The organism is Pseudomonas sp. R15(2017) (assembly GCF_002112685.1).
Taxonomy (GTDB): domain Bacteria; phylum Pseudomonadota; class Gammaproteobacteria; order Pseudomonadales; family Pseudomonadaceae; genus Aquipseudomonas; species Aquipseudomonas glycinae.
Map to the genome: position 1 here is coordinate 102205 of NZ_NEII01000006.1, position 24603 is coordinate 126807.

At 61.9% G+C, this 24603-nt stretch carries 23 protein-coding genes; 12 read left to right on the top strand and 11 right to left on the bottom strand.

What is annotated here, in order from left to right; translation table 11 throughout:
- Positions 1-20: 20 nt before the first annotated feature.
- Together CAF77_RS14020 and pobA are read right to left on the bottom strand one after the other, a co-directional pair.
- Positions 21-1538: an MDR family MFS transporter gene (locus CAF77_RS14020; protein WP_085654804.1), complete on the bottom strand. Its 1518-nt coding sequence runs from the start codon at positions 1536-1538 to the stop codon at positions 21-23.
- 79 nt (positions 1539-1617) lie between these two features.
- Positions 1618-2802, bottom strand: a complete 1185-nt coding sequence (gene pobA, locus CAF77_RS14025) for a 4-hydroxybenzoate 3-monooxygenase (protein WP_170928960.1) — start codon at positions 2800-2802, stop codon at positions 1618-1620.
- A gap of 187 nt (positions 2803-2989) precedes the next feature.
- On the opposite strand from pobA, the gene CAF77_RS14030 reads away from it, so the two are divergent.
- Positions 2990-3886, top strand: a complete 897-nt coding sequence (locus CAF77_RS14030; protein ID WP_064383803.1) for a helix-turn-helix domain-containing protein — start codon at positions 2990-2992, stop codon at positions 3884-3886.
- 9 nt (positions 3887-3895) lie between these two features.
- On the opposite strand, the gene CAF77_RS29355 is transcribed toward CAF77_RS14030, so the two are convergent.
- On the bottom strand, positions 3896-4072 hold the full coding sequence (locus CAF77_RS29355; protein WP_007953274.1) for a hypothetical protein: 177 nt from the start codon (positions 4070-4072) through the stop codon (positions 3896-3898).
- Positions 4073-4195: 123 nt separating this feature from the next.
- Positions 4196-5098, bottom strand: a complete 903-nt coding sequence (locus CAF77_RS14040) for a LysR family transcriptional regulator (RefSeq protein WP_218190060.1) — start codon at positions 5096-5098, stop codon at positions 4196-4198.
- A gap of 115 nt (positions 5099-5213) precedes the next feature.
- On the opposite strand from CAF77_RS14040, the gene CAF77_RS14045 reads away from it, so the two are divergent.
- Positions 5214-6092, top strand: coding sequence for an MBL fold metallo-hydrolase (locus tag CAF77_RS14045; RefSeq protein WP_064383801.1), 879 nt, complete (start codon positions 5214-5216; stop codon positions 6090-6092).
- 46 nt (positions 6093-6138) lie between these two features.
- A complete protein-coding gene (locus CAF77_RS14050) occupies positions 6139-6753 on the top strand; it encodes an NAD(P)-dependent oxidoreductase (RefSeq protein WP_064383800.1) in 615 nt (204 codons plus the stop codon).
- 160 nt (positions 6754-6913) lie between these two features.
- On the opposite strand, the gene CAF77_RS14055 is transcribed toward CAF77_RS14050, so the two are convergent.
- On the bottom strand, positions 6914-7792 hold the full coding sequence (locus tag CAF77_RS14055; protein ID WP_064383799.1) for a LysR substrate-binding domain-containing protein: 879 nt from the start codon (positions 7790-7792) through the stop codon (positions 6914-6916).
- Positions 7793-7931: 139 nt separating this feature from the next.
- Here CAF77_RS14055 and CAF77_RS14060 point away from each other — a divergent pair, with 139 nt between their 5' ends.
- The 6 genes from CAF77_RS14060 (at position 7932) to CAF77_RS14085 (ending at position 15353) form a co-directional block, all read left to right on the top strand.
- Positions 7932-9569, top strand: coding sequence for a 5-guanidino-2-oxopentanoate decarboxylase (locus CAF77_RS14060; protein WP_064384161.1), 1638 nt, complete (start codon positions 7932-7934; stop codon positions 9567-9569).
- Complete coding sequence (locus CAF77_RS14065) at positions 9569-11017, top strand: aldehyde dehydrogenase family protein (RefSeq protein ID WP_170928957.1); 1449 nt, start codon at positions 9569-9571, stop codon at positions 11015-11017. Before CAF77_RS14060 ends, CAF77_RS14065 begins: the two co-directional genes overlap by 1 nt.
- A gap of 217 nt (positions 11018-11234) precedes the next feature.
- Positions 11235-12338 (top strand): extracellular solute-binding protein, encoded by a 1104-nt coding sequence (locus CAF77_RS14070; RefSeq protein ID WP_064383797.1) that lies wholly within the window; start codon positions 11235-11237, stop codon positions 12336-12338.
- 191 nt (positions 12339-12529) lie between these two features.
- A complete protein-coding gene (locus CAF77_RS14075; protein WP_064383796.1) occupies positions 12530-13438 on the top strand; it encodes an ABC transporter permease in 909 nt (302 codons plus the stop codon).
- Positions 13435-14283, top strand: coding sequence for an ABC transporter permease (locus CAF77_RS14080; protein WP_007960165.1), 849 nt, complete (start codon positions 13435-13437; stop codon positions 14281-14283). The genes CAF77_RS14075 and CAF77_RS14080 overlap by 4 nt, the downstream gene beginning before the upstream one ends.
- A 14-nt stretch (positions 14284-14297) precedes the next feature.
- Positions 14298-15353: an ABC transporter ATP-binding protein gene (locus CAF77_RS14085; RefSeq protein WP_064383795.1), complete on the top strand. Its 1056-nt coding sequence runs from the start codon at positions 14298-14300 to the stop codon at positions 15351-15353.
- 165 nt (positions 15354-15518) lie between these two features.
- Here CAF77_RS14085 and CAF77_RS14090 read toward each other — a convergent pair whose 3' ends face one another.
- Entirely contained in the window at positions 15519-16448 is a 930-nt protein-coding gene (locus CAF77_RS14090; protein ID WP_064383794.1) for an AraC family transcriptional regulator, read from the bottom strand.
- A 335-nt stretch (positions 16449-16783) separates the two neighbouring features.
- Here CAF77_RS14090 and CAF77_RS14095 point away from each other — a divergent pair, with 335 nt between their 5' ends.
- Entirely contained in the window at positions 16784-17137 is a 354-nt protein-coding gene (locus CAF77_RS14095) for a putative quinol monooxygenase (RefSeq protein ID WP_011335690.1), read from the top strand.
- A gap of 43 nt (positions 17138-17180) precedes the next feature.
- Complete coding sequence (locus tag CAF77_RS14100; protein ID WP_007960172.1) at positions 17181-17423, top strand: hypothetical protein; 243 nt, start codon at positions 17181-17183, stop codon at positions 17421-17423.
- A gap of 4 nt (positions 17424-17427) precedes the next feature.
- Here CAF77_RS14100 and CAF77_RS14105 read toward each other — a convergent pair whose 3' ends face one another.
- Positions 17428-18057 (bottom strand): flavin reductase family protein, encoded by a 630-nt coding sequence (locus CAF77_RS14105; RefSeq protein ID WP_064383793.1) that lies wholly within the window; start codon positions 18055-18057, stop codon positions 17428-17430.
- A 274-nt stretch (positions 18058-18331) separates the two neighbouring features.
- Positions 18332-18691: a hypothetical protein gene (locus CAF77_RS14115; RefSeq protein ID WP_064383791.1), complete on the bottom strand. Its 360-nt coding sequence runs from the start codon at positions 18689-18691 to the stop codon at positions 18332-18334.
- A gap of 348 nt (positions 18692-19039) precedes the next feature.
- Here CAF77_RS14115 and CAF77_RS14120 point away from each other — a divergent pair, with 348 nt between their 5' ends.
- Positions 19040-19798: a hypothetical protein gene (locus CAF77_RS14120; protein ID WP_064383790.1), complete on the top strand. Its 759-nt coding sequence runs from the start codon at positions 19040-19042 to the stop codon at positions 19796-19798.
- A 63-nt stretch (positions 19799-19861) separates the two neighbouring features.
- Here CAF77_RS14120 and CAF77_RS14125 read toward each other — a convergent pair whose 3' ends face one another.
- From CAF77_RS14125 to CAF77_RS14135, 3 genes are all read right to left on the bottom strand, one after another.
- Positions 19862-21181 carry an MFS transporter gene (locus tag CAF77_RS14125; protein ID WP_064383789.1) on the bottom strand — a complete coding sequence of 440 codons (1320 nt, stop codon included), beginning with the start codon at positions 21179-21181 and terminating at the stop codon, positions 19862-19864.
- A 295-nt stretch (positions 21182-21476) separates the two neighbouring features.
- Positions 21477-22805 carry a sigma-54 dependent transcriptional regulator gene (locus CAF77_RS14130; RefSeq protein WP_085654809.1) on the bottom strand — a complete coding sequence of 443 codons (1329 nt, stop codon included), beginning with the start codon at positions 22803-22805 and terminating at the stop codon, positions 21477-21479.
- Entirely contained in the window at positions 22805-24565 is a 1761-nt protein-coding gene (locus CAF77_RS14135) for an ATP-binding protein (protein ID WP_064383787.1), read from the bottom strand. Before CAF77_RS14135 ends, CAF77_RS14130 begins: the two co-directional genes overlap by 1 nt.
- Positions 24566-24603 lie beyond the last annotated feature (38 nt).

The following is a 24603-nucleotide window of genomic DNA, read 5'->3' on the forward strand; positions in this document are numbered from 1 at the left end:
GGTCATACGGTGTTCTACAGTCAGCGGGCGCCGTGTTCACGGCCCCGCAACAACCGGTTGGGCATGGCGATCGCCGCCGCCAGCCCGAGCAGCGACACCGCCGCGCTGACCATCAGCAAATGCCGGAATGTCACCAGCAATTCGGCACGCAAAGCGTTCTGCGCATCGCCGGGCGCCGCGTTCAGACCGTCGAGCAGCACGTTGCCGGAATGCCCTTCACTCATCAGCGAGCTGCCGGTCAGGTGGGCGAAACTGGAGTCCTGCAACAACGCCAGCAACAGCGCCGACATCAATGCCACACCCACCGCACCGCCCAAAGAGCGGAACAGGTTGGTGGTGCTGGTGGCGACGCCAATATCCTTCTGCTCCACCGAGTTCTGCGTACCGACCAGCGAGGTCGGGAACTGCATGCCGCCGGCGATCCCGCTGAGCAACATGAACAGGCTGCTGAGCAGCGTCGCATCGGGCGGGCTGAAGGCCATGCCGAGGATCGAGATCGGCATCAGCAGCGCGCCGGTCAGAATCTGCGGTTTGTAGCGCCCGGTGATCGAGGTGCGACGTCCGGCGAAATACGCGCCGATCGGCAAACCCATCGCCAGCGGCAGCAGGTGCAACGCAGCGCTGTCGGCCCCCGCGCCGGTCACGCTCTGAAAGCGCAGCGGCATCAGCACGATCAGGGAAATCGCCTGGAAGCTGCAAAAGAAAATCGTGCACCAGCACAGCAGCGCACTGCGGTTGGTGAACAGGTGCATCGGCAGCAACGGCTCCCGGGCGCGTCGCTCGTGCCAGACGAACACTGCCAGTACCGCCACCGCGCAAGCGAACAGGCCGAGCACTTCGCTGCTGCGCCACGCATGGCCCTGGCCGACCTGAGTGATCGCCAGCAACAGCGCCGTCAGGCCGATGATCATCAGCAGCGTGCCGAGATAATCGATGATTGGTTTGCGTTGCGGAATCGGCAGGCCGATCAGGTTACGTCGCGCAACCCAGAAGGCGCCAAGACCCAGCGGCAGGTTGATCAGGAACACCCAGCGCCACGACAGGTATTCGGTCATGTAACCGCCGAGCACCGGGCCGGCAACGCTGGCCACCGCATACATGCTGGAAAAATAGCCCTGATAACGCCCGCGTTCGCGAGGCGGCACGATGTCGCCGATGATCGCCTGACTTACCGAAATCATCCCGCCGGCACCGATGCCCTGGAAAATCCGCGCCAGCACCAGTTGCTCCATGCTCTGGGCCATGCCGCAGAACAGCGAGGCGAGGGTGAACAGGCCCATGCCGAACAGCATCAGTTTGCGCCGCCCGTACAGATCGCCGAGCTTGCCGTAGATCGGCACCGCCACGGTCATCGCCACCATGTAGCCGGAAATCACCCAGGCCAACAGGCTGACGTCCTTGAACTGGGCGGAGATGGCCGGCATGGAAACGGCGACGATGGTTTGATCCAGCGCGCCGAGAAAGATCGCCATCATCAGTGCGACCAGCACGCTGCGAATGGCCGGTTTGGGCGTTTCGGGATGGTTGAGATTGGTCACGGGCAAAACCTGCGGGCAGTGAGGGTCCCGCAGATCGCCAGGCGAGCGGGGATGCTCGCCAGTGTAAGTCGGTAGCAGGCTATTCGATAGCCTCATAAGGAAGCCCGACGTAATTTTCTGCAATGGTTTTTTGACCGGCCTCCGAGCTGACAAAGTAGTCCAGTTCCGAAGCACAGATCCGCTGGCTGAAATCGTCATGCTCGTCGAAGCGGTGCAACATCGAAGTCATCCACCAGGAAAACCGCTCGGCTTTCCACACCCGGCGCAGGCAGATCTGCGAGTATTTCTCCAGCAACTCGGTGCGGCCTTCGCGATAAACCTTCAGCAGAATCCTGAACAGCGTGCTGACGTCGCTGGCCGCCAGATTCAGCCCCTTGGCACCGGTCGGCGGAACGATGTGCGCCGCGTCCCCCACCAGAAACATCCGCCCGTACTGCATCGGCTCGACCACAAAGCTGCGCAGCGGCGCGATGCTTTTTTCAATCGACGGACCGGTCACCAGTTTCTGCGCCAGATCCTCCGGCAGACGATTGCGCAGCTCATCCCAGAAGCGCTGATCCGACCAGTCGTCGACGTTTTCCTCGGCGGGCACTTGCAGGTAATAACGGGTGCGAGTCGCCGAGCGCATGCTGCACAGGGCGAAGCCGCGCTCGTGGCGGGCGTAGACCAGTTCATCGTGGATCGGTGGCGTGTCGGCGAGAATCCCCAGCCAGCCAAACGGATAAACCCGTTCGAAGACTTTCAGGCAATCCTCGGGAATCGACTGCCGGGCCACGCCGTGGAAACCGTCGCAACCGGCGATGTAGTCGCAATCGACGCGCCAGGTTTCGCCGTCCTTTTCGAAGGTCACATAAGCTTCGTCGCTTTTCACGTCACAGGGAACGACATGGCTGGCTTCGTAAATTGTCTGCGCACCGGTCTCCCGACGAGCGGCCATCAGGTCGCGGGTGACTTCGGTCTGGCCGTAGACCATCACGGTTTTTCCACCGGTCAGGGCTTGCAGATCGATGTGGATCCGGCGCCCGTCGAGGGCCAGTTCGAATCCACCGTGCACCAAACCTTCGGCGTCCATCCGCTGACCCACGCCAGCTTCGCGCAACAGCTCTACCATGCCCTGTTCAAGCACGCCGGCGCGGATTCGGCCGAGCACATAGTCAGGTGTCTGGCGTTCCAGAATCAGGGTGTCGATGCCGGCGTTGTGCAGCAGTTGACCGAGCAATAATCCGGACGGACCGGCGCCGATGATGGCGACTTGGGTTTTCAGCGTTTTCATTGTTTTTATGACTCGCAAGCTTCACGCGACAAACGCCGGTGAATGATTTTCAGGATTCGAGTGCTTGCATTTTTCCCTTGCGGGTCTGTCAATTGAAGGTGAAAACTGAGCCGATACCTGTACATTCTGCCAATCGGTGCGATTATCGCCCGCAAACCTCGAGGCCTGGATTGAAGTGATGAACAAGCCTGACCTGCCTTCGATTCCGGTGTTCAAGCTCTACGGTGAAAGCCTGGACTGGCCGACCCCTGACTTGCTGCACTGTGAAACCATTTCCAAACGCAGCCGCGAACACCAATGGGAAATCAAACCCCACCGCCACGCCGATTTGTGCCAGTTGCTCTTCGTATTCAAAGGTCAGGCAGAGCTTGAAATCGAAGGCCAACGCACGCAACTGAACGAAGCCGCGATCCAGATCCTGCCGCCGTTATCGGTGCATGGATTCCGTTTTTCCGAGGACGTCGAAGGATTTGTCGTCACCCTCGCCACACCGTTGATCAACCATTTGCAGGCGCAACTGGGCAGCGCGGTGCAGGCCCTGGCCCAGGCCGAGAGTTATCCGGCGGGCAAGGACGCGGAGTACCTCAACAGTCTGTTTGCCGCGTTGCAGGCCGAGTACAACGGCCATCAACCGGCGCGGGAAATGCTCATGCATTCGCTGGTCAGCGTGATCATGGTCTGGGTCAGCCGTCAGGCGATCCGCCGTCACAACGCCACGCAACGGCCGCAACGCCAGCGCGAATACCTCAACGGATTCATTCAACTGGTGGAAGAGACCTACCGCCAGCACGTCAAGGTCGAAGACCTGGCCCATCGCCTGGGGATTTCCGTCTCGCACCTCAACGGCACTTGCCGTGAACTGGCGGGGCAGCCGGCGTTGCAGATCATGCACGAGCGTCAATTGCTGGAAGCCAAGCGTCTGCTGACGTACACCAGCATGACCATTTACGAGATGTCCGAGGTGTTGGGATTTTCCGATCCGACCAACTTCACGCGCCTGTTCCGGCGTCGGGTGGGGATCTCGCCAAAGGCGTTCCGCGACCGCTTGAAGGCCGAGCAGAACGACGACGCCTGACGTCCTGTGTTACCGCAGGGCGTTGAGGGTGGCGTTGTGAGGGATGCAGCGCTCGAAGTTGCAGCTCGCGTACTCACGGGGCAGTTGCCGCAACTGCTCCACGCGCCACGCCGCGGTGCCGTACAGCGCCAGCGTGGCCGCGCAGGTGATGAAAATCGCGAGGTATCTTCTTGTTCTGGTGTTCATGGCGTTGACCTCTGAACGAATACCCTTGGGTACTACTTTCAGCATAGGCCAGAGGGGAGCAGCTGCAAGCTTCGAGCTTCAAGATTGAAGCTTCAAGATTGACGCAGGCTCTCCGCTTGCAGCTTAAAGCTGATCCCATTGCGGGTTTTCGGGAAAACGCTGCACCAGAAAGTCCAGCATGCAGCGCAACGCCGCCGGCATGTGCTTGCGCGAGGCGTACACGGCGTAGATGTTCATCTGCCGGGGTTCGGCGTGGGGCAGCAGACGAACCAGTTCGCCGCTGTGAATATGTGCCCCGGCCAGATAGGTCGGCAGCATCGCCACCCCGGCGCCGGCCAGGGTCGCGCGCAGCAGGGTGCTGGCTTCGTTGGCGCTGATATTGCCCTGCACCGGCACCGAGACCGGTTCGCCATCCTCCTCGAAATGCCACAGGCTCTTGCCGAAATAGGAATGGGTCAGGCAGTTGTGCCGGCTCAGATCTTCTACGCGCTGCGGCTGTGGATGTGCCTGCAGATAGGCGGGTGCGGCGCAGACCACCGAGCGGCAGACCGTCAGATGCCGGGCGATCAGGTTGGGGTCGAGGTCGTTGCTGGTGCGGATCGCCAGGTCGATGCGCTCGTCCACCAGGTTCACGGTGCGATCAAGCATTTGCAGATCGATGTTCACCCCCGGATACGCTTTGACGAACGCCGCCATGGCATCGGCCAGTTGCGCTTGGCCGAACGAGGTGCTGACGCTGATCCGCAGCAAACCTCGCGGGGCATCGGCGGGTTCGCTGACGGCGGCCTGCATGTCGCCGGACAGCTCCAGCATCTGCCGGCAGCGCGGCAGGATTTCGTTGCCGGCGGCGGTCAGGCTCAACTTGCGCGTGGTGCGGTGCATCAGGCGCGCGCCGACCCAGTCTTCCAGTTCCGCCAGATAGCGCGACACCACCGGCCGTGACAGGTCCAGGTGATCGGCCGCCGCCGACTGGCTGCCCAGATCCACTACCGTGACGAATACCCGCATTGCTTGGAGACGATCCATGATTTGCCCGCTTTCAGAAACAAACTATGTTCAAGCATCGCATTTTTTGTAACGAGTCTGGCAACTAAGCTCTGTCCCCATCGCCAAGCACGGCATTCGAACAGCGGAGCAACCCATGATCGGCTTCACCACCCTCAAGCGCGTTTTACTGGCCACCGCCACCCTCGGCTTTGCTGCCCACGCAGCGGCTGCGAATCTGAGCCTCGACGTCTACAACCCAGGCACCAACGCTATCTTCCCGGTGACCTCGGTGCTGGTCAGCGGTGAGAAGGACGCGATTCTGGTCGACGCCCAGTTCGGCAAGTCCCAGGCCGAGCAAGTGGTGGAAAAGATCCGCGCCAGCGGCAAGCAACTGACCACCATCTACATCAGCCACGGTGATCCGGATTACTACTTCGGTCTCGACACCCTGACCAAGGCCTTCCCGAATGCCAAGGTACTGGCCTCGCAACCGACCGTTGATCACATCAAGCAAACCGTCGACGGCAAACTCGCTTTCTGGGGTCCGAAAATGGGCGCCGACGTGCCGGCCAAAACCATCGTGCCGGGCGTACTCAAGGGCGACAGCCTGATGCTCGAAGGGCAGAAATTGCAGGTGGTCGGTCTGGACGGCAAACAACCGGATCGTAGCTTCGTGTGGATCCCGTCGTTGAAGGCTGTGGTGGGTGGTGTGGTTGTCGCCGAGAACATTCACGTGTGGATGGCCGACACCCAGACCGCGCAATCCCACGCCGACTGGCTGCAAACCCTGCACTCGATCGAAACCCTGAAACCGAAAACCGTGGTGCCGGGTCACTACCTGGGTGACAGCGCCCGTTCGCTGGCAGCGGTGAAATTCACTGCCGACTACATCAAGGCATTCGATGCCGAAACGGCCAAGGCCAAGGACTCTGCCGCGCTGATCACCGCGATGAAAAAACGCTACCCGACACTGGGCGAAGAAAGCTCGCTGGAGCTGAGCGCCAAAGTCGCCAAGGGCGAGATGAAGTGGTAACCCGATTCTGAAAAACGCAGCACTCTCAAGCCAACTGGAGAATGTCATGAGCAAGATCGCAATCATTGGTGCCACCGGCCGTGCCGGCAGCCAATTGCTGGAAGAAGCCCTGCGTCGCGGCCACAGCGTCACCGCCATCGCCCGGGATACCTCGAAGATCGGCGCCCGCGCCGGTGTGGTCAACAAGAATGTCGACGTGCTGAATGCAGCCGCGCTGCAAGACGCCGTCGCCGGTCACGATGTGGTCATCAGCGCTGCGCATTTCGCCACGGTGCCTGCCAGCGCGCTGATCGGTCCGGTGAAACAGGCCGGGGTGAAACGTCTGCTGGTGGTCGGCGGTGCCGGCTCGCTGTTGCTCCCGGACGGCACCCGCGTGATCGACAGCGCTGGCTTCCCGGCCGAGTACAAGGCAGAGGCCAGCGCTGGCGCGGCGTTTCTCGAGGCCTTGCGTCAGGAGAAGGAGCTGGACTGGACGTTCCTGTCGCCGTCGGCGCTGTTCTTCGAAGGCGAGCGCACCGGCAAGTTCCGCGTCGGCAAGGATGACTTGCTGGTGAGTGCTGAAGGCCAGAGCTCGATTACGTTTGCCGACTATGCGATTGCGCTGATCGACGAAGTGGAAACGCCGAAGCATTCGCGTCAGCGGTTTACCGTCGGTTACTGACCGTATTGATCGTTCCCACGCTCTGCGTGGGAATGCCTCACTGGACGCTCCGCGTCCGCTTCGGCATGGGACGCGGAGCGTCCCGGGCTGCATTCCCACGCGGAGCGTGGGAACGATCAAAGAAGGGGTGCGTGGGAACGATCATCAAGTGAGGCCGGGCTCACCGCGTATGAGCCTGCTCCACCAACCACCCCATCAATTCCTGCAACTTCGCCGAAGGCTCCGATGCCGGCGCCACGATGTAGTAGCCCAATCCCGTCTTCACCTTCAGATCGAACGGCATCACCAGTCGCCCGGCGTTCAAGTCGTCGCCGATCAGTGACCAGTCGCCGATCGCCACCCCCGTCCCGTGGGACGCCATCGACATCGCCTGATCCAGGGTCTCGAAATGCTGACCGCTGGCGATATTGCTCAAGTGCAGTTCGGCGGCTTTGAGCCAGAGCGTCCAGTCGTCATCCGTGTGAGTCGGGTGCAGCAGCAGATGCTGTTGCAGATCTTCCGGTGTATGCAGGGCCGGCCCGCCGTTGAGCAGCGTCGGCGAGCAGACCGGCGTCAGTTGTTCATCGAACAGATGCAGGGTCGCAGGCGAATCGTGGGGCGCGCTGCCGTAGATCACAGCCGCGTCGAACTGCTCGCGATGAAAATCCACCCCGTGTTGCAACGACGCCGTGAGTTTCACCGGCACGTCCGGGCGCTCGCGCTGCCATTGCAGCAGGCGTGGCAACAACCAGCGCATCACGCAGCTCGGCGCCTTGAGTTGCAGGGTTTCGCGTTTGGCGCCGATCTGCTCCACCGAGTCGCCGATCAGGCTGAACACCTGCTGTACCCGTGGCAGCCATTCGCGACCTTCGGCCGTCAGCTCCAGGCCCCGGGCCAGGCGAATGAACAGCTCATAACCCAGATGTTCCTCAAGCCCCGCGATCTGCCGGCTCACCGCACCCTGGGTGATGTGCAACTGCTCGGCGGCCCGGGTGAAGTTGCAGCACTGCGCGGTGATCAGAAACGTGTGCAGGGCGGGCAGGGGAGGCAGTCGTTTCATGTGGATCCAAGGTATGACGTGAGGACATGGCTAGTATGAGCTTTTATCGATTGTTGCGGCTACGGGTCGCCCGTTTCAATGAGGCCAATCACCGGTTCCTTTAAAGCCCGGTGCCTCAATGAACAAGAAGGGCAAAGACATGGCGACGTGTGGCGAAGTACTGGTCAAGTTACTCGAAGATTATGGGGTCGAGCAGGTGTTCGGCATTCCCGGGGTGCATACCGTGGAGCTGTATCGCGGGCTGGCCCGTTCGAGCATCAACCACGTCACGCCGCGCCACGAGCAGGGTGCCGGCTTCATGGCCGACGGCTACGCCCGTACCAGCGGCAAACCGGGTGTGTGCTTCATCATCACCGGCCCGGGCATGACCAACATCACCACCGCCATGGGCCAGGCGTACGCCGATTCGATCCCGATGCTGGTGATCTCCAGCGTGCAGTCGCGCAGCCAATTGGGCGGCGGTCGCGGCAAGCTGCATGAACTGCCGAACCAGAGCGCACTGGTCGGTGGCGTGGCGGCGTTCTCCCACACCCTGATGTCGGCGTCCGAATTGCCGGGTGTGCTGGCCCGTGCGTTTGCGCTGTTCCAGGCCGGGCGTCCGCGTCCGGTGCACATCGAGATTCCGCTGGACGTGCTGGTCGAAGAAGCCGACGAACTGCTGACCAGCGTGCCGGTCAACATCGACCGCGCCGGAGCTGCGCCGGCCGCCGTGAGCCGCATGACTGAACTGCTGGCCGGCGCCCGGCGTCCGCTGATCCTCGCCGGTGGCGGTGCCATCGATGCCGCTGCCGAACTCACCGAACTGGCTGAGCTGCTTGATGCACCAATGGCTCTGACCATCAACGCCAAAGGCATGCTGCCGTCCAGCCATCCGCTGTTGATCGGTTCGACCCAGAGCCTGGTGGCGACCCGCGCCCTGGTGGCCGATGCCGACGTGATCCTGGCGATCGGCACCGAGCTGGCGGAAACCGACTACGACGTGACCTTCGCCGGCGGTTTCGAAATCCCCGGCAAGCTGCTGCGTGTGGACATCGATCCCGACCAGACCGTGCGCAACTACCCGCCTCACGTGGCGCTGGTGGCCGACTCGCGCAATGCCGCACAAGCGTTGCTCAGCGCGCTGTCGCACAAACCGCTGGCCGAGCGCCGCAACGATTGGGGCCAGGTACGCGCCGCCCGTCTGCGTGAAGACCTGGCCGCGACCTGGGATGCCCCGACCCTGGCCCAGACCCGTTTCCTCGAAACCGTGCTGCACGAATTGCCGAACGCGGTGTTCGTCGGCGACTCCACGCAACCGGTGTACACCGGCAACCTGACGTTCAATCCGGAGCGTCCGCGCCGCTGGTTCAACTCGTCCACCGGTTACGGCACCCTCGGTTACGCCTTGCCGGCGGCGATTGGCGCATGGCTCGGCGGTAACCTCGAACACGGCGCGCGTCCGCCGGTGGTGTGCCTGATCGGCGACGGTGGTCTGCAATTCACCCTGCCGGAACTGGCCAGCGCCGTGGAAGCGCGCACCCCGGTGATCATCCTGCTGTGGAATAACCAGGGTTACGAAGAGATCAAGAAATACATGGTCAACCGTGCCATCGAGCCAGTGGGCGTCGACATTTACACCCCGGACTTCATCGGCGTGGCCAAGGCCCTGGGTTGCGCGGCGGAAGCGATCAGCTCCGCTGAACATCTGCGCGGTGCACTGCGCGCCGCCACCGATCGTCAGGGCCCGACCCTGATCGAGATCGACCAGACCCAATGGATGAAGGCGGTGGCCCAATGATGAATTTCCCGACCACACTCGACGGCCTGTACATCAACGGCCAATGGTCCGCCGGGCGCGAACACCTGCGCGTGATCAACCCGGCCACCGAAGCGCTGCTGACCACGGTCAACGGCGGTGACGAAAGCGCCGTCAACCAAGCGGTGACGGCAGCGACCGAAGCTTTCAAAGACTGGTCGAAAACCACCGGTGCCGAGCGCGCCGCGATACTGCGCAATATCGCCAATGGCGTGCGCAACGGCCGCGAACATCTGATGAAGTTGCAGTCGAGCAACAACGGCAAACCGCAGTTCGAGGCGGGCATCGATGTCGACGACGTGATCGCCACGTTCGAGTACTACGCCGAACTCGCCGAAGGCCTCGATGCGAAACAGGACAGCAACGTGCCGCTGCCCAGCGACGATTTCAGCGCACGTCTGCGCCGCGAACCGTGCGGTGTTGTCGGGCTTATCGTGCCGTGGAATTTCCCGATGGTCACCACCGTGTGGAAGCTCGCGCCTGCTCTCGCCGCCGGTTGCTGCGTGGTGCTCAAACCGTCGGAAGTCACACCGCTGCCGGAGCTGGAACTGGCGACCATCATCGCCGAATCCGGTCTGCCAAAAGGCGTGTTCAACCTGGTGTGCGGCACCGGTCTGGCAGTCGGCGCGCCGCTGTCGGCGGACCCGCGCATCGCCAAGATTTCCTTCACCGGCAGTAACGCCGTGGGTGTGCAGGTGATGCAGCGCGCCGCTGAAACCGTGAAGGGCGTGAGCCTGGAACTGGGCGGCAAATCCTCGCTGCTGATTCTGGAAGATGCCGACCTTGATCTGGCGGTGGAACTGGCCTGCGGTGGCGGTTTCTTCAACGCCGGGCAGATGTGTTCGGCCACCAGCCGAGTGCTGGTGGCCGATGAAATTGCCGATGAATTCCTGATTCGTCTGAAGGCCCGCGCGGAAAAAATCCGTGTCGCCGATCCGTTCGATCCTGAGGTCGAGATGGGCGCGCTGGTCAATCAGGCGCAGTACCAGCGTGTGCTCGGTCACATCGACCGTGGTCTGAGTGCCGGTGCCAAGCTGATTTGTGGCGGCAATCGTCCCGCCGATCTGCCGCGCGGATATTTCTTGCAGCCGACGATCTTCACCGAAGTGCCCCTCGACAGTGCGCTGTGGTGTGAAGAGATCTTCGGCCCGGTGATCTGCGTACGCAGTTTTGCTTCGGAAGCCGAGGCAATTGCGCTCGCTAACGACAGTCAGTTCGGCCTGGTCGCCAGCGTCGTCACGCGCAATGCCGAGACCGCGGATCGGGTCGCCAACGCCTTGCAGGCGGGGCTGGTGTGGCTCAACGCGCCGCAGGTGATCTTCCCGCAGACGGCGTGGGGCGGCTACAAACAGAGCAGCATCGGCCGCGAATTGGGCCCGTGGGGTCTGGCGGCATTTCAGGAAACCAAGCACGTGATCCGCGCGCTCTGAATGCCCGAAAAAGGTCAGCGCATGCCTCGCAACGAGGCATGCGCCGACGTCATGGCTTCAATGAGTTTTTATCGATAGTCAGGTGTTTTGCACGACCTCAGGATGAACCCGCAGACCACGCTCAAGCCCTTTGAAACCGGGCGCTTGAGCCATATCGGTCAGGCAGATGCAAGGGTTGCGATCAGTCTCATACTTACAAAAAAAATGGGAGTCCTAAATGGGCGAGCACGATCTGAACAGGCGTCAATTCATCAAAACCGTCGGCGTGGCCTCGGTGGCTGCGGCGGCCATGAGCATGCCCTTCATCCGGGCCAGTGCCAGCGACACCCGCTTTGCCGGCAAGACCCTGCGCCTGCTGACCTGGTCCGATGACACCGGCCTCGCTGCACTGCGCAACATCGCGGCAACGTTCGAAGCCAAGACCGGCGCCAAAGTGATTGCCGACCGCACTGGCAGCACCTCGGAAATGGTCGCCAAACTCAAGGCCGGCGGTGATCGTCCGCAGTACGACATCATCACCCTGGCTGGCGTCGGCGCCGAAGGTCTGGCTGCTGCCGGACTGTTGGAAAAACCCGATCTCAACCGCATTCCCAACCTGGTGGACGTACCGGAAAAATACCGCACCGGGGCCAACGGTCACGGCATCGGTTACCTGTTGTGGTGCAACAGTCTGGTCTACAGCACTCGCACCCAGAGCACCGCGCCGGACAGTTACGCGGCACTGTGGGACGCCGATCTGGCACCGAACATTTTCCTGCCGCCGCCGAACTGGACCGAAGCGATGGACCTGATCATCATCGCCGCCAAACTGGCCGGTGGTGACGAGCACAACATCGAGCCGGGCTTCAAGAAACTCGCGGAGCTGAAAGACCGCGTGGTGACCCTGGGCGAAAACCCCAACCAGATTGCCGAGCTGTTCCGCACCGGTTCCCTGGACATGGGCGGCCTCTACGCCCCGGCGTTTTTCCCCAAGCAGATCCGCGACCCGAACTATGGCCTCGGTGCCACGTTCGGCATGAAGGAAGGTTTCTACACCGACCTGATGCTCTCGGTGATGCCGAAGAACCGTCCGGGCGACACCGACCTGGCCTACGCCTTCATCGACCACTCCCTCGACCCGCTGGTGCAGGGCAAGATGGCCGAAGACATCTTCAACGGCCCGGTCAACGCCAAGGCGATCATCTCCGCCGAAGCACGCAAGAGCCCGTTCATCCTCACGCCGGAGCAGATCGCGGAGAAGGCGATCATGCACGACAACGCCTTCCTGGCGACCGTGCATGACCAGTGGATTCGTCGCTACACGGAAATCTTTTCTTCCTGATCGAGTGATGGACGCAGGTTCTTCAAACGCCGAAGTACCTGTGGGAGCTGGCTTGCCAGCGATAGCAATTTGTCAGTGACATGATGGTCGACAGGTAGGCCGTCATCGCTGGCAAGCCAGCTCCCACAAGGCTCGCGGTGGTTTGGAGATCTGTGTCTGTCAGTTGTTTTTCCATTGACGAGATCATTGCTATGGAACATCAATCCCTGACCCAACCGGTCGGCGCGGGTGACGCGTGCCCGGCGCGCGGTGTTTCGCCGACGGCGCGGGCGTGGTTTTTCCTCACGCCGTCGATGCTGTTTCTCGGCGTGCTGATTGCCGCCAGCCTGCTGGTGCTGCGCATGAGCGTCGGCACCAAGGGTGCGGAGTGGTCCGGTTTCAGCCTGGCCAGTTACGCCCAGCTACTCGAACCCTACTACCTCAAATCGCTGCTGCTGACCTTGCGCCTGGCGCTGATCAGCGCGGTGATCGCGGTGGTCCTGGCGATCCCGGTGGCGTACACCATGTCGCGCCTGACCTCGCCATTCGTGCGGCGGATTTTTCTGGCGGCGGTGCTGTTGCCGTTGCTGGTCAACCTGCTGCTGCAAAGCTACGGCTGGCTGGTGATCCTCGGCCCCGGCGGCATGCTCAACCAGACCCTGATGGGCCTCGGCCTGATCAAGCGTCCGATCATGCTGCTGTACAACCAGAACGGTGTGCTGATGGGGCTGGTGCAGACCGCGTTTCCGCTCGCTGTGCTGCCGATTGCCAGCGCCATGCGCGGTGTCGCCCGCAGCTACGAAGAAGCTGCCGCGACCCTCGGCGCCAGTCGTTTTCAGGTGTTCCGCCAAGTGGTGTTGCCGATGAGTCTGCCGGGAATCATCACCGGCGCGACCCTGGTGTTCGCCTACAACGCCAGCAGCTTCGTGGTGCCGTTGCTGCTCGGCGGTCGGCGCGTGCCGATGCTCGCGGTGATGGTGCATGACCAGATCGCCCCGCTGATGAACTGGCCCGCCGCGTCCGCCGCCGGGGTGGTGCTGATCGTCACCACGCTCGCCATCATGACCTTGTCCGAATACATCACCGGCCGCCGTCGCCGTCTGCTGGAGGCTTCGCAATGAGTGCCCTGATCAAGAAGCGTCAGTCGCTGTTGCCGGGCGACACCGGCAAGTTCGCCGGCATCCTCTCCGGGATCATTTTGTTCCTGGCCGTGTTGCCGATCCTGACCATGATCGTGATGTCGTTCAGCGGCGCGTCGAACCTCGACTTCCCGCCGAGCAGCTACAGCCTGCAGTGGTACAAGGCGGCGTGGCACACCTTCGTCTCGCCGGATGCCAGCGATGTGCTGAGCCTCGGCCAGGCCATGGGCACCAGTTTGCTGGTGTCGTGCCTGACGATGATTTTCGCCACGCTGATCGCGGTGCCGGCGGCCTACGCGCTGACCCGCTGCGAGTTCCGTGGCAAGGGCGTGGCGCTGCAATTGATGTCGCTGCCGCTGGTGTTCCCGATGGTGGTGCTGGGGCTGGCCTTGCTGCTGGTGTTCGACAGCCTGCCGTTCCACATGACCACCTCGCGGCTGGTGATTGCCCACGTGATTCTGGCGCTGCCGTTCGTGGTGAAGAACTGCACGGCGGCCATGCTTTCCATCGGCAGCGAAGTCGAAGAGGCCGCGCAGATGCTCGGCGCCTCGCCGTTGCGGGCCATTGTCGACGTGGTGGTGCCGTTGATGAAGTCGGGGATTCTGGCGGGGATGCTGCTGGCGTTCATCGTCTCGTTCAACGAATTCACCGTGACCTATTTCCTCTACACCATCGATGTCATGACCGTGCCGATCTGGATGTACAGCCGCACCGTGTCATCGCTCGACCCTACCGTGTTCTCGTTTGCCGTGCTGATCGTGCTGATCGACTTCGTCCTGATCTGGGCGCTGGAGAAGCTGGTCGGTGAGGGCGGCGTTTCCTTTTGATTGTGAGGTGCAATATGACTGGACTGATTCTGGAAAACGTCGAGAAACACTACGGCTCGGCCTGTGCGGTAAAAGACGTCAACCTGCATTTGCCCGAGGGCAAACTGGTGTGCTTCCTCGGCCCGTCGGGCTGCGGCAAGACCACGTTACTGCGCATGATCGCCGGGCTGGAAACCCTCACCGGCGGCGAGATCCGCCTGGACGGCGAGGACATCGGCCACACCCCGGCGCACCTGCGCAACTTCGGCATGGTGTTCCAGTCGCTGGCGCTGTTTCCGCACATGACCGTGGGCGAGAACATCGCCTATCCGCTGAAACTGCGCGGTGTGAGCAAGCCCGATCAACAGGCGCGAGTCGTTGAGTTGCTGGAGTTGATCCAGCTGCAACCGATGATCGATCGCCCGGTGGCCAAGCTGTCCGGCGGCCAGCGTCAGCGGGTGGCGATTGCCCGGGCGATTGCCTCGCATCCGAAAATCCTTTTGCTCGACGAACCGCTGTCGGCGCTGGACGCCAAGTTGCGCGAGTCGATGCAGGTGGAAATCCGTCAGCTGCAACAACGCCTGAACATCACCACCATCATGGTGACCCACGATCAGCGCGAGGCCATGACCATGGCCGATATCGTGGTGGTGTTGGGCGAGCATCGGGTGCAGCAGGTGGGTACGCCGATTGAAATCTACCGGCACCCGGCCAACGAATTCGTCGCGGACTTTATCGGCTCCGGCAATATCTTCCCGGCCACCGCGCTTGGCGATGGCAAGGTCGTGCTGCCGGGCGGCGATGCCCTGCAAGTGCCGATCTGCAACAGCATCGTGGTCGGGCAGAAAGTGAAAATGCTGATCCGCCCCGAAGACCTGCAACTGTCGGCGCCGCAGGCCACGGCGGGGAATCGGCTGCTGGGCAAGGTGACGTTCGTGCGGGATATTGGCGCGACGATCGAGACTACGGTGGAATGTTCCGGGGTGACGTTTACGGCGCTGAGTACGCCGTGTCAGGGGATTGGGTTGGGGATCGGGCATCCGGTGTCGGTGACGTTGCCGAGTGAGGCGTGTCGGGTGTTGGGCGCCTGATCCAGATTTGATGCTGGCTCTGCCGACCTCTTCGCGGGCAAGCCCGCTCCCACAGGTTATTCGTCGTACACAAGCTTTGTAGTAGACACCAGTCACTGTGGGAGCGGGCTTGGTCCGGGCGGCGATCCGACGAAGAGGCCAGTAGCCGCGACGCAATAATCCAGATCAGACGGTCAGGCGCAACCGCGCCAGATCCCTCAACGGCGGCGCGCCAAACAACCGGCTGTACTCGCGGCTGAACTGCGACGGACTTTCATACCCCACCCGATACCCGGCCGCCGACGCCTCCAACCCCTCAGCCAACATCAAACGCCGCGCCTCTTGCAGGCGCAGCTGCTTCTGATACTGCAACGGGCTCATCGCCGTCATCGCCTTGAAACGGTGATGCAGGGTCGAGACGCTGAGGTTCACTTCCTTCGCCAGATCATCAATGCGCAGCGGCTGTTCGAAGTTGCCGTTGAGCCATTTGATCGCCTGGCTGATGCGGTGGCTCTGGCTGTTGGCGATGGCGATTTCGTACAACCGATGGCCCTGAGGACTGCGCAGCAGACGATAGAGAATCTCCCGACGGATCAGCGGCGCGAGCATGGCGATGTCTTTCGGCGCGTCGAGCAGGCGTGCCAGACGCAGCACCGCATCGAGCATGGCGCTGTCGATCTTCTCCACATACAGACCACGTCCGGTCGGCCGGGTCGGTACGCCCATCGGGCCGGCGTCGGCGATCAGCGCGGTGATTTCCGCAGGATCGATATCCAGGCGCACGGCGAGGATCGGCTCTTCGGGCGAGACATTCACCACCCGACCGCTCAACGGCATCGAAACCGACACCACCAGGTAATTCAGCGGATCGTAATTGAAGAATTCGTCCGCCAGCCGTACCTCTTTGCGACCCTGGGCCATGATGCACAGCGCCGGTTGCGCGAGCACCGGGGCGAAGTCATGGGACTGGGTGTGGCGTGACATGAACAGCGAACCGACGGCAGTGGCATAACTGCCATCTTCGGACGTGTTGCGGCGAATGATGGCCGCCAGTTCCGCGCGCTGCTTTTCCATGTCGGCATCGGGCGGCGCCTGAAAACGATCGAATGACGTCATGCACAGCCTCCTCGGCAAGGGATGGAATGGGAGCAGAGCATAAGTTTGTGCAAGCGCGAGCGGTAGACACATCCTGTCAAATGCTTGCCTGATCCTGCATGGGTTTGTGGACTCGTCCAGCCATAGCAGGACGCGGGTCGGCAGAATTGCCCGAAACCGGTGTGACAGGACGGTGACAGGAATTCACGACTTGTTACAGGTCTGCACGACAGTCTCGCAGGATTGTGCAACGCGACGGCAGGAATCGACTAACGGCGAGCCGTGCCCGGCCCTTAACCTTGGATCCTGTCGCAGCACGTCCCCGGCTGCCACGCAACTTCCTGGGAGGGTTGAACATGTCCAAGCAGATTCCCGTCAGTCATATGGCCTTCGTTCGAGCGCGTGCCGGACGCTCGGCGGAACTCGGCATGCGCTTGAGCGCCCTGATCGAGCCGTCCCGCGCCGCCCCCGGTTGCCTGAGCTTCGCCTTGCAGCATTCGCAGTGTGATCCGGATTTGTGGCTGGTTTCCGGTTTCTGGAGCAACCAGCAATCGATGACCGCTTACTTCAGCAGCCCGTCGATGGAAATCTTTGCCGAGCTGGTGCAGGACCTGGTGGTCAACAGCCTGGATTTCCACACGTTCAAGGAAGTCTCGGCTGCACAGGCCGTAGGGCAATGCACTGCGCCGATACACAAACTCGCCGGTTGAATGTTTAATGTCCGGCTTATCTGACTGAGCCAGGACCTGCGATATGGCACGTAAAGAGTTCGAACACTTCGAAGCGGTTTCCGCTGTAGTCCCCGTCGAGTTGGGCGGCAACAAGGGTTATCACGCGGCGATTGCCGTCAAGGCCCTGGTCGACGGCGGCGCACCGCGCTTTCACAAACTGCTGAACGATCAGGTTTTTCCCGGCGCCATCGCCGCCGATGAAGCCGCGATCAACGAACTGGACAAGCTCAAGGGCGTCACCGACGACGCCGAGCTGATCTGGTAAGCGCTTACTTCGTCGCCCCCGGGCGCCACATCTTGAACAACGCCTCCGGCCCCAGCTGGAAATAGTCCGCCGGCCCGCCGCCCCGCAGTATCGGTTCGGCGGCGGCGGTGTCGTAGATCCCGTCCTTCAACAGCCATTTGGCAATGTGCACGGCAACCACTTCGCCGAGCACCAGCCAGCTCGGCACGGTCTCGCCGTCGGCGCGCTGCAACTGAATGATCTGGGTGACCTTGCACTCGAAGGACACCGGGCTTTCGGCCACGCGCGGTACGGCGATCACGTTCGAAGCCACTGGCGTCAGCCCCGCCAGTTCGAACTCGTTGACTTCCGGTCCGACCATCGCGCAGCTCTGGTTCATCTGCTCGGCCAGCGGGCGGGTGGCGAGGTTCCAGACGAATTCACCGGTCTGCTCGATGTTGTTCAGGCTGTCTTTGCGACCGACGCTGGAGAACCCGATGATCGGCGGAATGTAGTTGAACGCGTTGAAAAAACTGTAGGGCGCCAGGTTCAGCCGTCCCTCGGCATCCTGCGACGAAATCCAGCCGATGGGACGCGGGCCGACGATGGCGTTGAACGGATCGTGCGGCAGGCCGTGGCCGTTGGCCGGTTCGTAGAAATGAATGTCATCGGGCATGGCGGGTGGTCCTGAAGAGGGCGGGATCAAGTGGCCAATAGTGCAAGCACACGACGCATATTTCCAGCCAGACACCGATATTCCACCCAGTGAGAACCTTGTGGGAGCTGGCTTGCCAGCGATGGCGGCCTGTCAGTCGACAATGACTTTGAATGAAAAAATGTCATCGCTGGCAAGCCAGCTCCCACAGGGTTTGGTGTGAACTCAAGTAATTGTCATCTCCCAGAAATGACTAAGCCCGGCCGAGGCCGGGCTGTGAAGGCGGTGCGGATATTCAACTGATGGCTGCGGCAGTGCCGGTTTTATCGAAACCGTCGGCAGCGATGGCATTGGCGGTGCCGGTTTTATCGAAACCGTCGGCAGCGATGGCATTGGCGGTGCCGGTTTTATCGAAACCGTCGGCGGCGATAGCGTTGGCAGTGCCGGTCTTGTCGAAACCATCAGCAGCAACGGCTTTGCCGACGTTGGTCTTGTCGAAGCCGTCGGCAGCGTAGGTGCCGGTGTGGCTGGTTTCGATGGCAGCGCTGGCGCCGGAAATGAAGTCGGCGGATTTGGTTTTGTCCGAGCCATCGGCGGCGAAGGTGTTGGCGGCCAGGACGGACAGGGTCAGGGCGAGGATCAGTTTGGTTTTCATGGTCGTTCTCCAGATTCGAAATTCGTTGGCGATGTGTTTCGCATGGGATTCATGCTACGCCAAATAAGTTGATTAAAAAGTGCAAAATAATGCTAAAAACAATCGATTAAATTGATATTAAGGGCGGCGCATTCAATTCGCTTCCGTCGTCGGAGCGAGCGTCGCGCAGGTCATCGATCAGGTAGGTGCAGGATGCGGCAGGGGCATTAACCGGTGATTAATCGCCGTTTTTGGCTTGTGTGACAGATTTTTCATACATTCCCGACCGGTTTTTCACCCGCTCAACGCCAGTCTGCCCACGGCCATAAAGCCAAAAACCGGCCGTCACACACTGGAGCGTTGCCCGCGATGAACAAACTGCCTCAAATCACCCTGGCCTTCTGGGTCATGAAAATCTGCGCGACGACCCTGGGGGAAACCGCGGGGGATTTGTTGTCGATGACCCTTAACGTCGGCTATGCCATCAGCTCGCTGATTCTGATCAGCGTGTTTGTCCTGACGCTGATCGCGCAGCTGATGTCCAAGACCTACAAGCCGCTGCTGTACTGGATCGTGATCCTGTCGACCAGCACCGCCGGCACCACCATGTCGGACTTCATGGACCGCACGCTGGAACTGGGTTACGCCACCGGTTCCATGATCCTGATCGCGATCCTGCTGGCGATCTTCGCGGCATGGCGCCTGAGCGGCGACTCGCTCAACGTCACCAAGGTGCAGAGTTTTCGCGGCGAGATGTTCTACTGGATGGCGATTTTGTTCTCCAACACCCTGGGCACCGCGCTCGGCGATTACCTGGCGGACGACTCGGGCCTGGGCTTTGCCGGTGGCGCGTTGTTGATCGGTTCGGCGATTGGCGTGGTCGTGCTGCTCAAGTACTTCACGAAGATTTCGCCGGTGGCGCTGTTCTGGGTGGCGTTCGTGCTGACCCGGCCGTTTGGCGCAACCCTGGGTGACTTGATGACCAAGTCCCATGAGAAGGGCGGTCTGGACTTCGGCACCATCGGTTCGTCGGCGGTGCTGGCGGGGATTCTGCTGGTGATGATCGTCGGGGCGTCGTATGCGCAGAAGCGTTATGGCAGCAAACAGGGCGTTGCCGAGTTGTCCTGATCGGGAAATCGGACAGGAAAGAAAACGCGCGAAGGTCTTGCACCTTCGCGCGTTTTTTTGCGGTCAGTCAGTGACGATGCGCGAATGTTTCTGCGTGTCTTTCATGGTGATGTACACCAGCAGGGACACCGCGATGCACGCGGTCACGTACCAGTAGTAACCGGTTTCCATGCCGATGCTCTTGAACCACAGCGCGATGTATTCGGCGGTGCCGCCGAAGATCGACACGGTCAGTGCGTATGGCAGGCCGACACCCAGCGCACGGATTTCGGTCGGGAACAGCTCGGCCTTTACCACGGCGTTGATCGAGGTGTAGCCGCTGACGATGATCAGCGCCGCCATGATCAGGAAGAACGCACCCCACCAGGTCTGGATGGTGTGCAGGGTCATCAGGATCGGCACGGTGAAGATCGTCCCGAGCACGCCGAAGGCGATCAGGATCGGGCGACGACCGATTTTATCGGACAGGCCGCCGATGATCGGTTGCAGGCACATGAACAGGAACAGCGTGGCGGCGGAAATGGTGGTGGAGTCGGAGATGCTCATGCCGACGGTGTTCACCAGGTATTTCTGCATGTAGGTGGTGTAGGTGTAGAACGCCAGCGTACCGCCCATGGTCAGGCCGACCACGGTGAGCAGTTCCTTCGGATGACGAAGCAAGGTGCGCATGGCGCTTTCCTTGGACTTTTCCTTCTTGGTGAACGACTCGGTTTCTTCCATGCCACGACGCAGGTACAGCGCCACGATTGCGCACAGCGCGCCGATGGCGAACGGAATACGCCAGCCCCACGCGTACAGCTGTTCGGTGGTCAGCATGTTCTGCAGCACGATCAACACGCCCAACGCGATGAGCTGGCCGGAGATCAGGGTCACGTACTGGAAGCTGGAGAAGAAGCCGCGACGTTCCTTGGTCGCCATCTCCGACAGGTAAGTGGCGGAGGTACCGTACTCGCCACCGACCGACAGGCCTTGCAGCAAGCGGGCGAAGACCAGCAGGATCGGCGCGCCGATGCCGATGGTCTCGTAGTTCGGACTCAGGGCAATCAGCAGCGAGCCGAAGCACATCAGGTACACCGAGGCCATCAGCGCCTTTTTACGGCCGACTTTGTCGGCGTACAGGCCCATTAGCCAGCCACCGATCGGACGCATCAGAAAGCCCACGGCGAAAATCGCGGCGGTGTTCATCAACTGGGCGGTAGTGGAACCGGCGGGGAAGAAGGTCTTGGCGAAGTACAGCGAGAAGGCGGCGTAGACGTACCAGTCGTACCACTCGACCATGTTGCCGACGGAACCGCTGAAGATCGATTTGATGCGACTGGCGGTGGTTCGTGCTTTGGCCGGCACGGCAGCCGACCCAAGAGGCAGGGCGTTGGAGTTATCCATTGAAGGATCCTTCATTTAATTGTTTTTGTGGAGCGCGTTGGAACGCAGCCTGCGAGGGCTATAGCAGGAGCTGTGCCAACGGGGGGAGGGCCGGTTTAGAGGGGTTGGTGAGATGGGTTGAGCGGGATTTTGCCGATGATCCGGAATGAATGAGCGGATTTCCGCTCATTCAGCGTGATCGTTCCCACGCTCTGCGTGGGAATGCAGCCGGGGACGCTCTGCGTCCCAAAGCGGACGCAGAGCGTCCATTTAGGCATTCCCACGCGGAGCGTGGGAACGATCAATCATCAAACGATCAGTCGGGTACGAACATCTCTCGGGTCAAACCATGCCGCTGCATCTTTTCATTAAACGTACGACGCGGCAGTTGCAGCTCCTCAAGCACGGCTTTCACATCGCCCTTGTGCCGGGTCAAAGCAGCCCGCAAACACTGCGCCTCAAACGCCTCTTGCTGCGCCGCCAGCGACTGCCCCGGATCGATACCCTGCACCGGTTCATCCAGCCCCAATACCTGACGTTCGGCCACGTTCGCCAACTCGCGAACATTGCCCGGCCAGTCGTGACTGAGCAGGTGGCTCAACTGCGCGCCACTGAGCGGTGGGAAGATCCGGCCCAAACGCTGGGCGGCGCTCTGGGCGAAGGATTCGAACAACAGCGGAATGTCTTCGCGACGATCACGCAGCGGTGGCAATCGCAGCTCTGCGACGTTCAGGCGATACGCCAGGTCTTCGCGAAAACGCCCGGCCCGCGCTTCATCCAGCAAGTCGGGTTTGGTCGCCGCGACAATCCGCAAGTCCACGCGAATGCTCTGGTTCGACCCCAGCCGCTCCAGCTTCTGCTCCTGCAACACCCGCAGCAGTTTCACCTGCTGGGCCAGCGGCATGCTTTCGATTTCGTCGAGAAACAGCGTGCCGCCATCGGCGTATTCCAGCTTGCCGATGCGCTTGCCCGAGGCGCCGGTGAACGCGCCGCTCTCATGTCCGAATAACTCGGCTTCGAACAACTGCTCGGGGATCGCCGCGCAGTTCAGCGCCACGAACGGCTTGTCGGCGCGCGGGCCGAAGTCGTGCAGGCAGCGGGCGACCAGCTCCTTGCCGCTGCCGGTTTCTCCACGGATCAGCACGTTGACCGGCAGCGTCGCCAGGTCAAGCACCTGCCGGCGCAAGGTCTGCAAGCCACGGGACACACCGAGCAACGTCGCATCGAGTCTGGCGCGGTTGTCGGCCTGCTCGTGCAGGGCACGGTTTTCCAGCACCAGCCGACGCTTGTCCAGCGCCCGGCGCAGGCTGCCGAGCAGGGTCTCGGGACTGAACGGTTTTTCCAGAAAATCGTAGGCGCCGTCGCGCATCGCTTCGACCGCCATCGGCACATCGCCGTGGCCGGTCAGCAGAATCACCGGCAGGTCGGCATCCCGGCGCTGCACTTCGGCCAGCAGCTCAAGACCGCTGAGCCCGGGCATGCGCACATCGCTGACAATCACCCCGGCAAAGTGTTTCGGCAGCACCGCCAGGCATTCCTCGGCGCGGCTGAACAGCTGCACCTCGAACCCGGACAGGCTCAGCCATTGTTCGACGGCATTGCGAATACTGCTTTCGTCATCGACCACCATCACCGAGTTGAGCATCAGATGTGCGCCTCCAGATCGATCGGCAAGGTCAGGCTGAACACCGCGCCATTGTCACCATTTTCGACGCACAGGCGCCCGCCGGATTCATGGACGATGGCGAAGGATACCGCCAGTCCCAGGCCCAGTCCGTCACCCACCGGTTTGGTGGTGAAGAACGGATCGAACACCTGACCCAGATGTTCTTCGGCGATGCCGCCGCCGTTGTCGATGACGCTCAGGCGCCACAGTTGCTCGTCGGCTTCCAGGCGGATTTCCAGACGCTTGCAGGGCTTGCCCTGCATGGCATCGAGGGCGTTGCGCAGCAGATTGATCAACACCTGCTCCAGGCGGATCGCATCGCCGCGCACCCACGCCGGGCGGGTCAGGTGCAGCACCAGACTGACCTGTTCATCGCGCAGACGCGCATCGAGCAATTGCAGGGCCTGATCGACCACCGTCGCCAGATCCAGCCGTTCGCGCAGGCCGCTGGGGCTCTTGCGGGCAAAGGTTTTCAGGTGGCCGGTGAGGGCGGCCATGCGCGTGAGCATGTCATCCACCGGTTTGAGTGCCTTGCAGGCGTCATCGACCCGGCCATGATCGAGCAGCAGGCGCAGGGTCGCCAGTTGCATGCGCTGGGCGGTCAACGGCTGATTGATTTCGTGGGCCAGCGCGGCGGACATCTGCCCCAGTGCCGCCAGTTTCGCTGATTGCACCAGACCGTCCTGGGCGGTGCGCAAGTCGCGGGTGCGTTCCTCGACCAGTTGCTCAAGCTCTTCGCGGCTGCGCTGGCGCATCTTCGCCAGACGCCAGCGCTGGTTGAGGAACAGCAACAGGAACACCAGCGCCAGCCATACCCCGGCAGCGGCGAGCCCGGCATTACGCTGGTCTTCAAAGGACAATTGCGGGCGGCGCAGCAGATGCAAGGTCCAGCCTTCGGCGGTCAGCGGCAGCGATTCCCACAGGTAATCCGCCGTGCCTTGCGGGCCTTCGACGCGGCGCAGATCACTGTTGTCATCGAAGCTGCGCAGCGCCAGATGCGTCAGCGGCACCAGTGATTGCTTGTCGTATTGGCGGGTGGCCTTGATCTCGCGGTAATCGGCCGGGCTCAGCGGGTGCAGCAGGCGATAGCGCCAGCCGGGCTGGTTGGCGATGAAGATGATCCCGCGCGCATCGCTGACCAGCAGGGTGTCACTGCCCTGGCTCCATTCGCGTTCGAGTTCGGGGAATTCGAGCTTGACCACCATCGCCCCGAGGAACTCGCCGTTGTCGCCGAGCACCGCGCTGGACAGGAAGTAACCGGGAATGCCGCTGGTCACGCCGACCGCGTAAAAGCGTCCGGTGCCCTGGGTGCGGGTCTGACTGAAATAGGGGCGAAAGCCATAGTTGTGGCCGACGTAACTGCTGGGCAGACGCCAGTTGCTGGCCGCCACCGCAAGGCCGGTGCGGTCGAGCAGTTCAAGGGTCGAGGATTGGGCGGCGCCGTTGATTTTTTCCAGCTTCAGATTGAGCGCCGTTTGCTGTTCGGCGCTCACGGGACCGGCGAGTGCCGCCCGTAATTGCGGGTCCAGTGCGAGCACGGCGGGCAAGGCGCGATAGCGGTCGATCAGGGTATGCAGCGAGTTGGCGTACAGCGCCAACTGTTGATTGGCCCGCGCGGCGTCTTCTTCCAGCGCCTGGCGCTCGGCGTGGCGGATCGCAAGCGTCGCGGCGAGGGCGGCGCCAGCGAGGATCAGCAGGGTGTACAACGACAGACGCAGGGTACGGGAAGTCGGCAGCATGCTGGGTCAAACGGATGGCAGGTCGGGCGGGCACGATA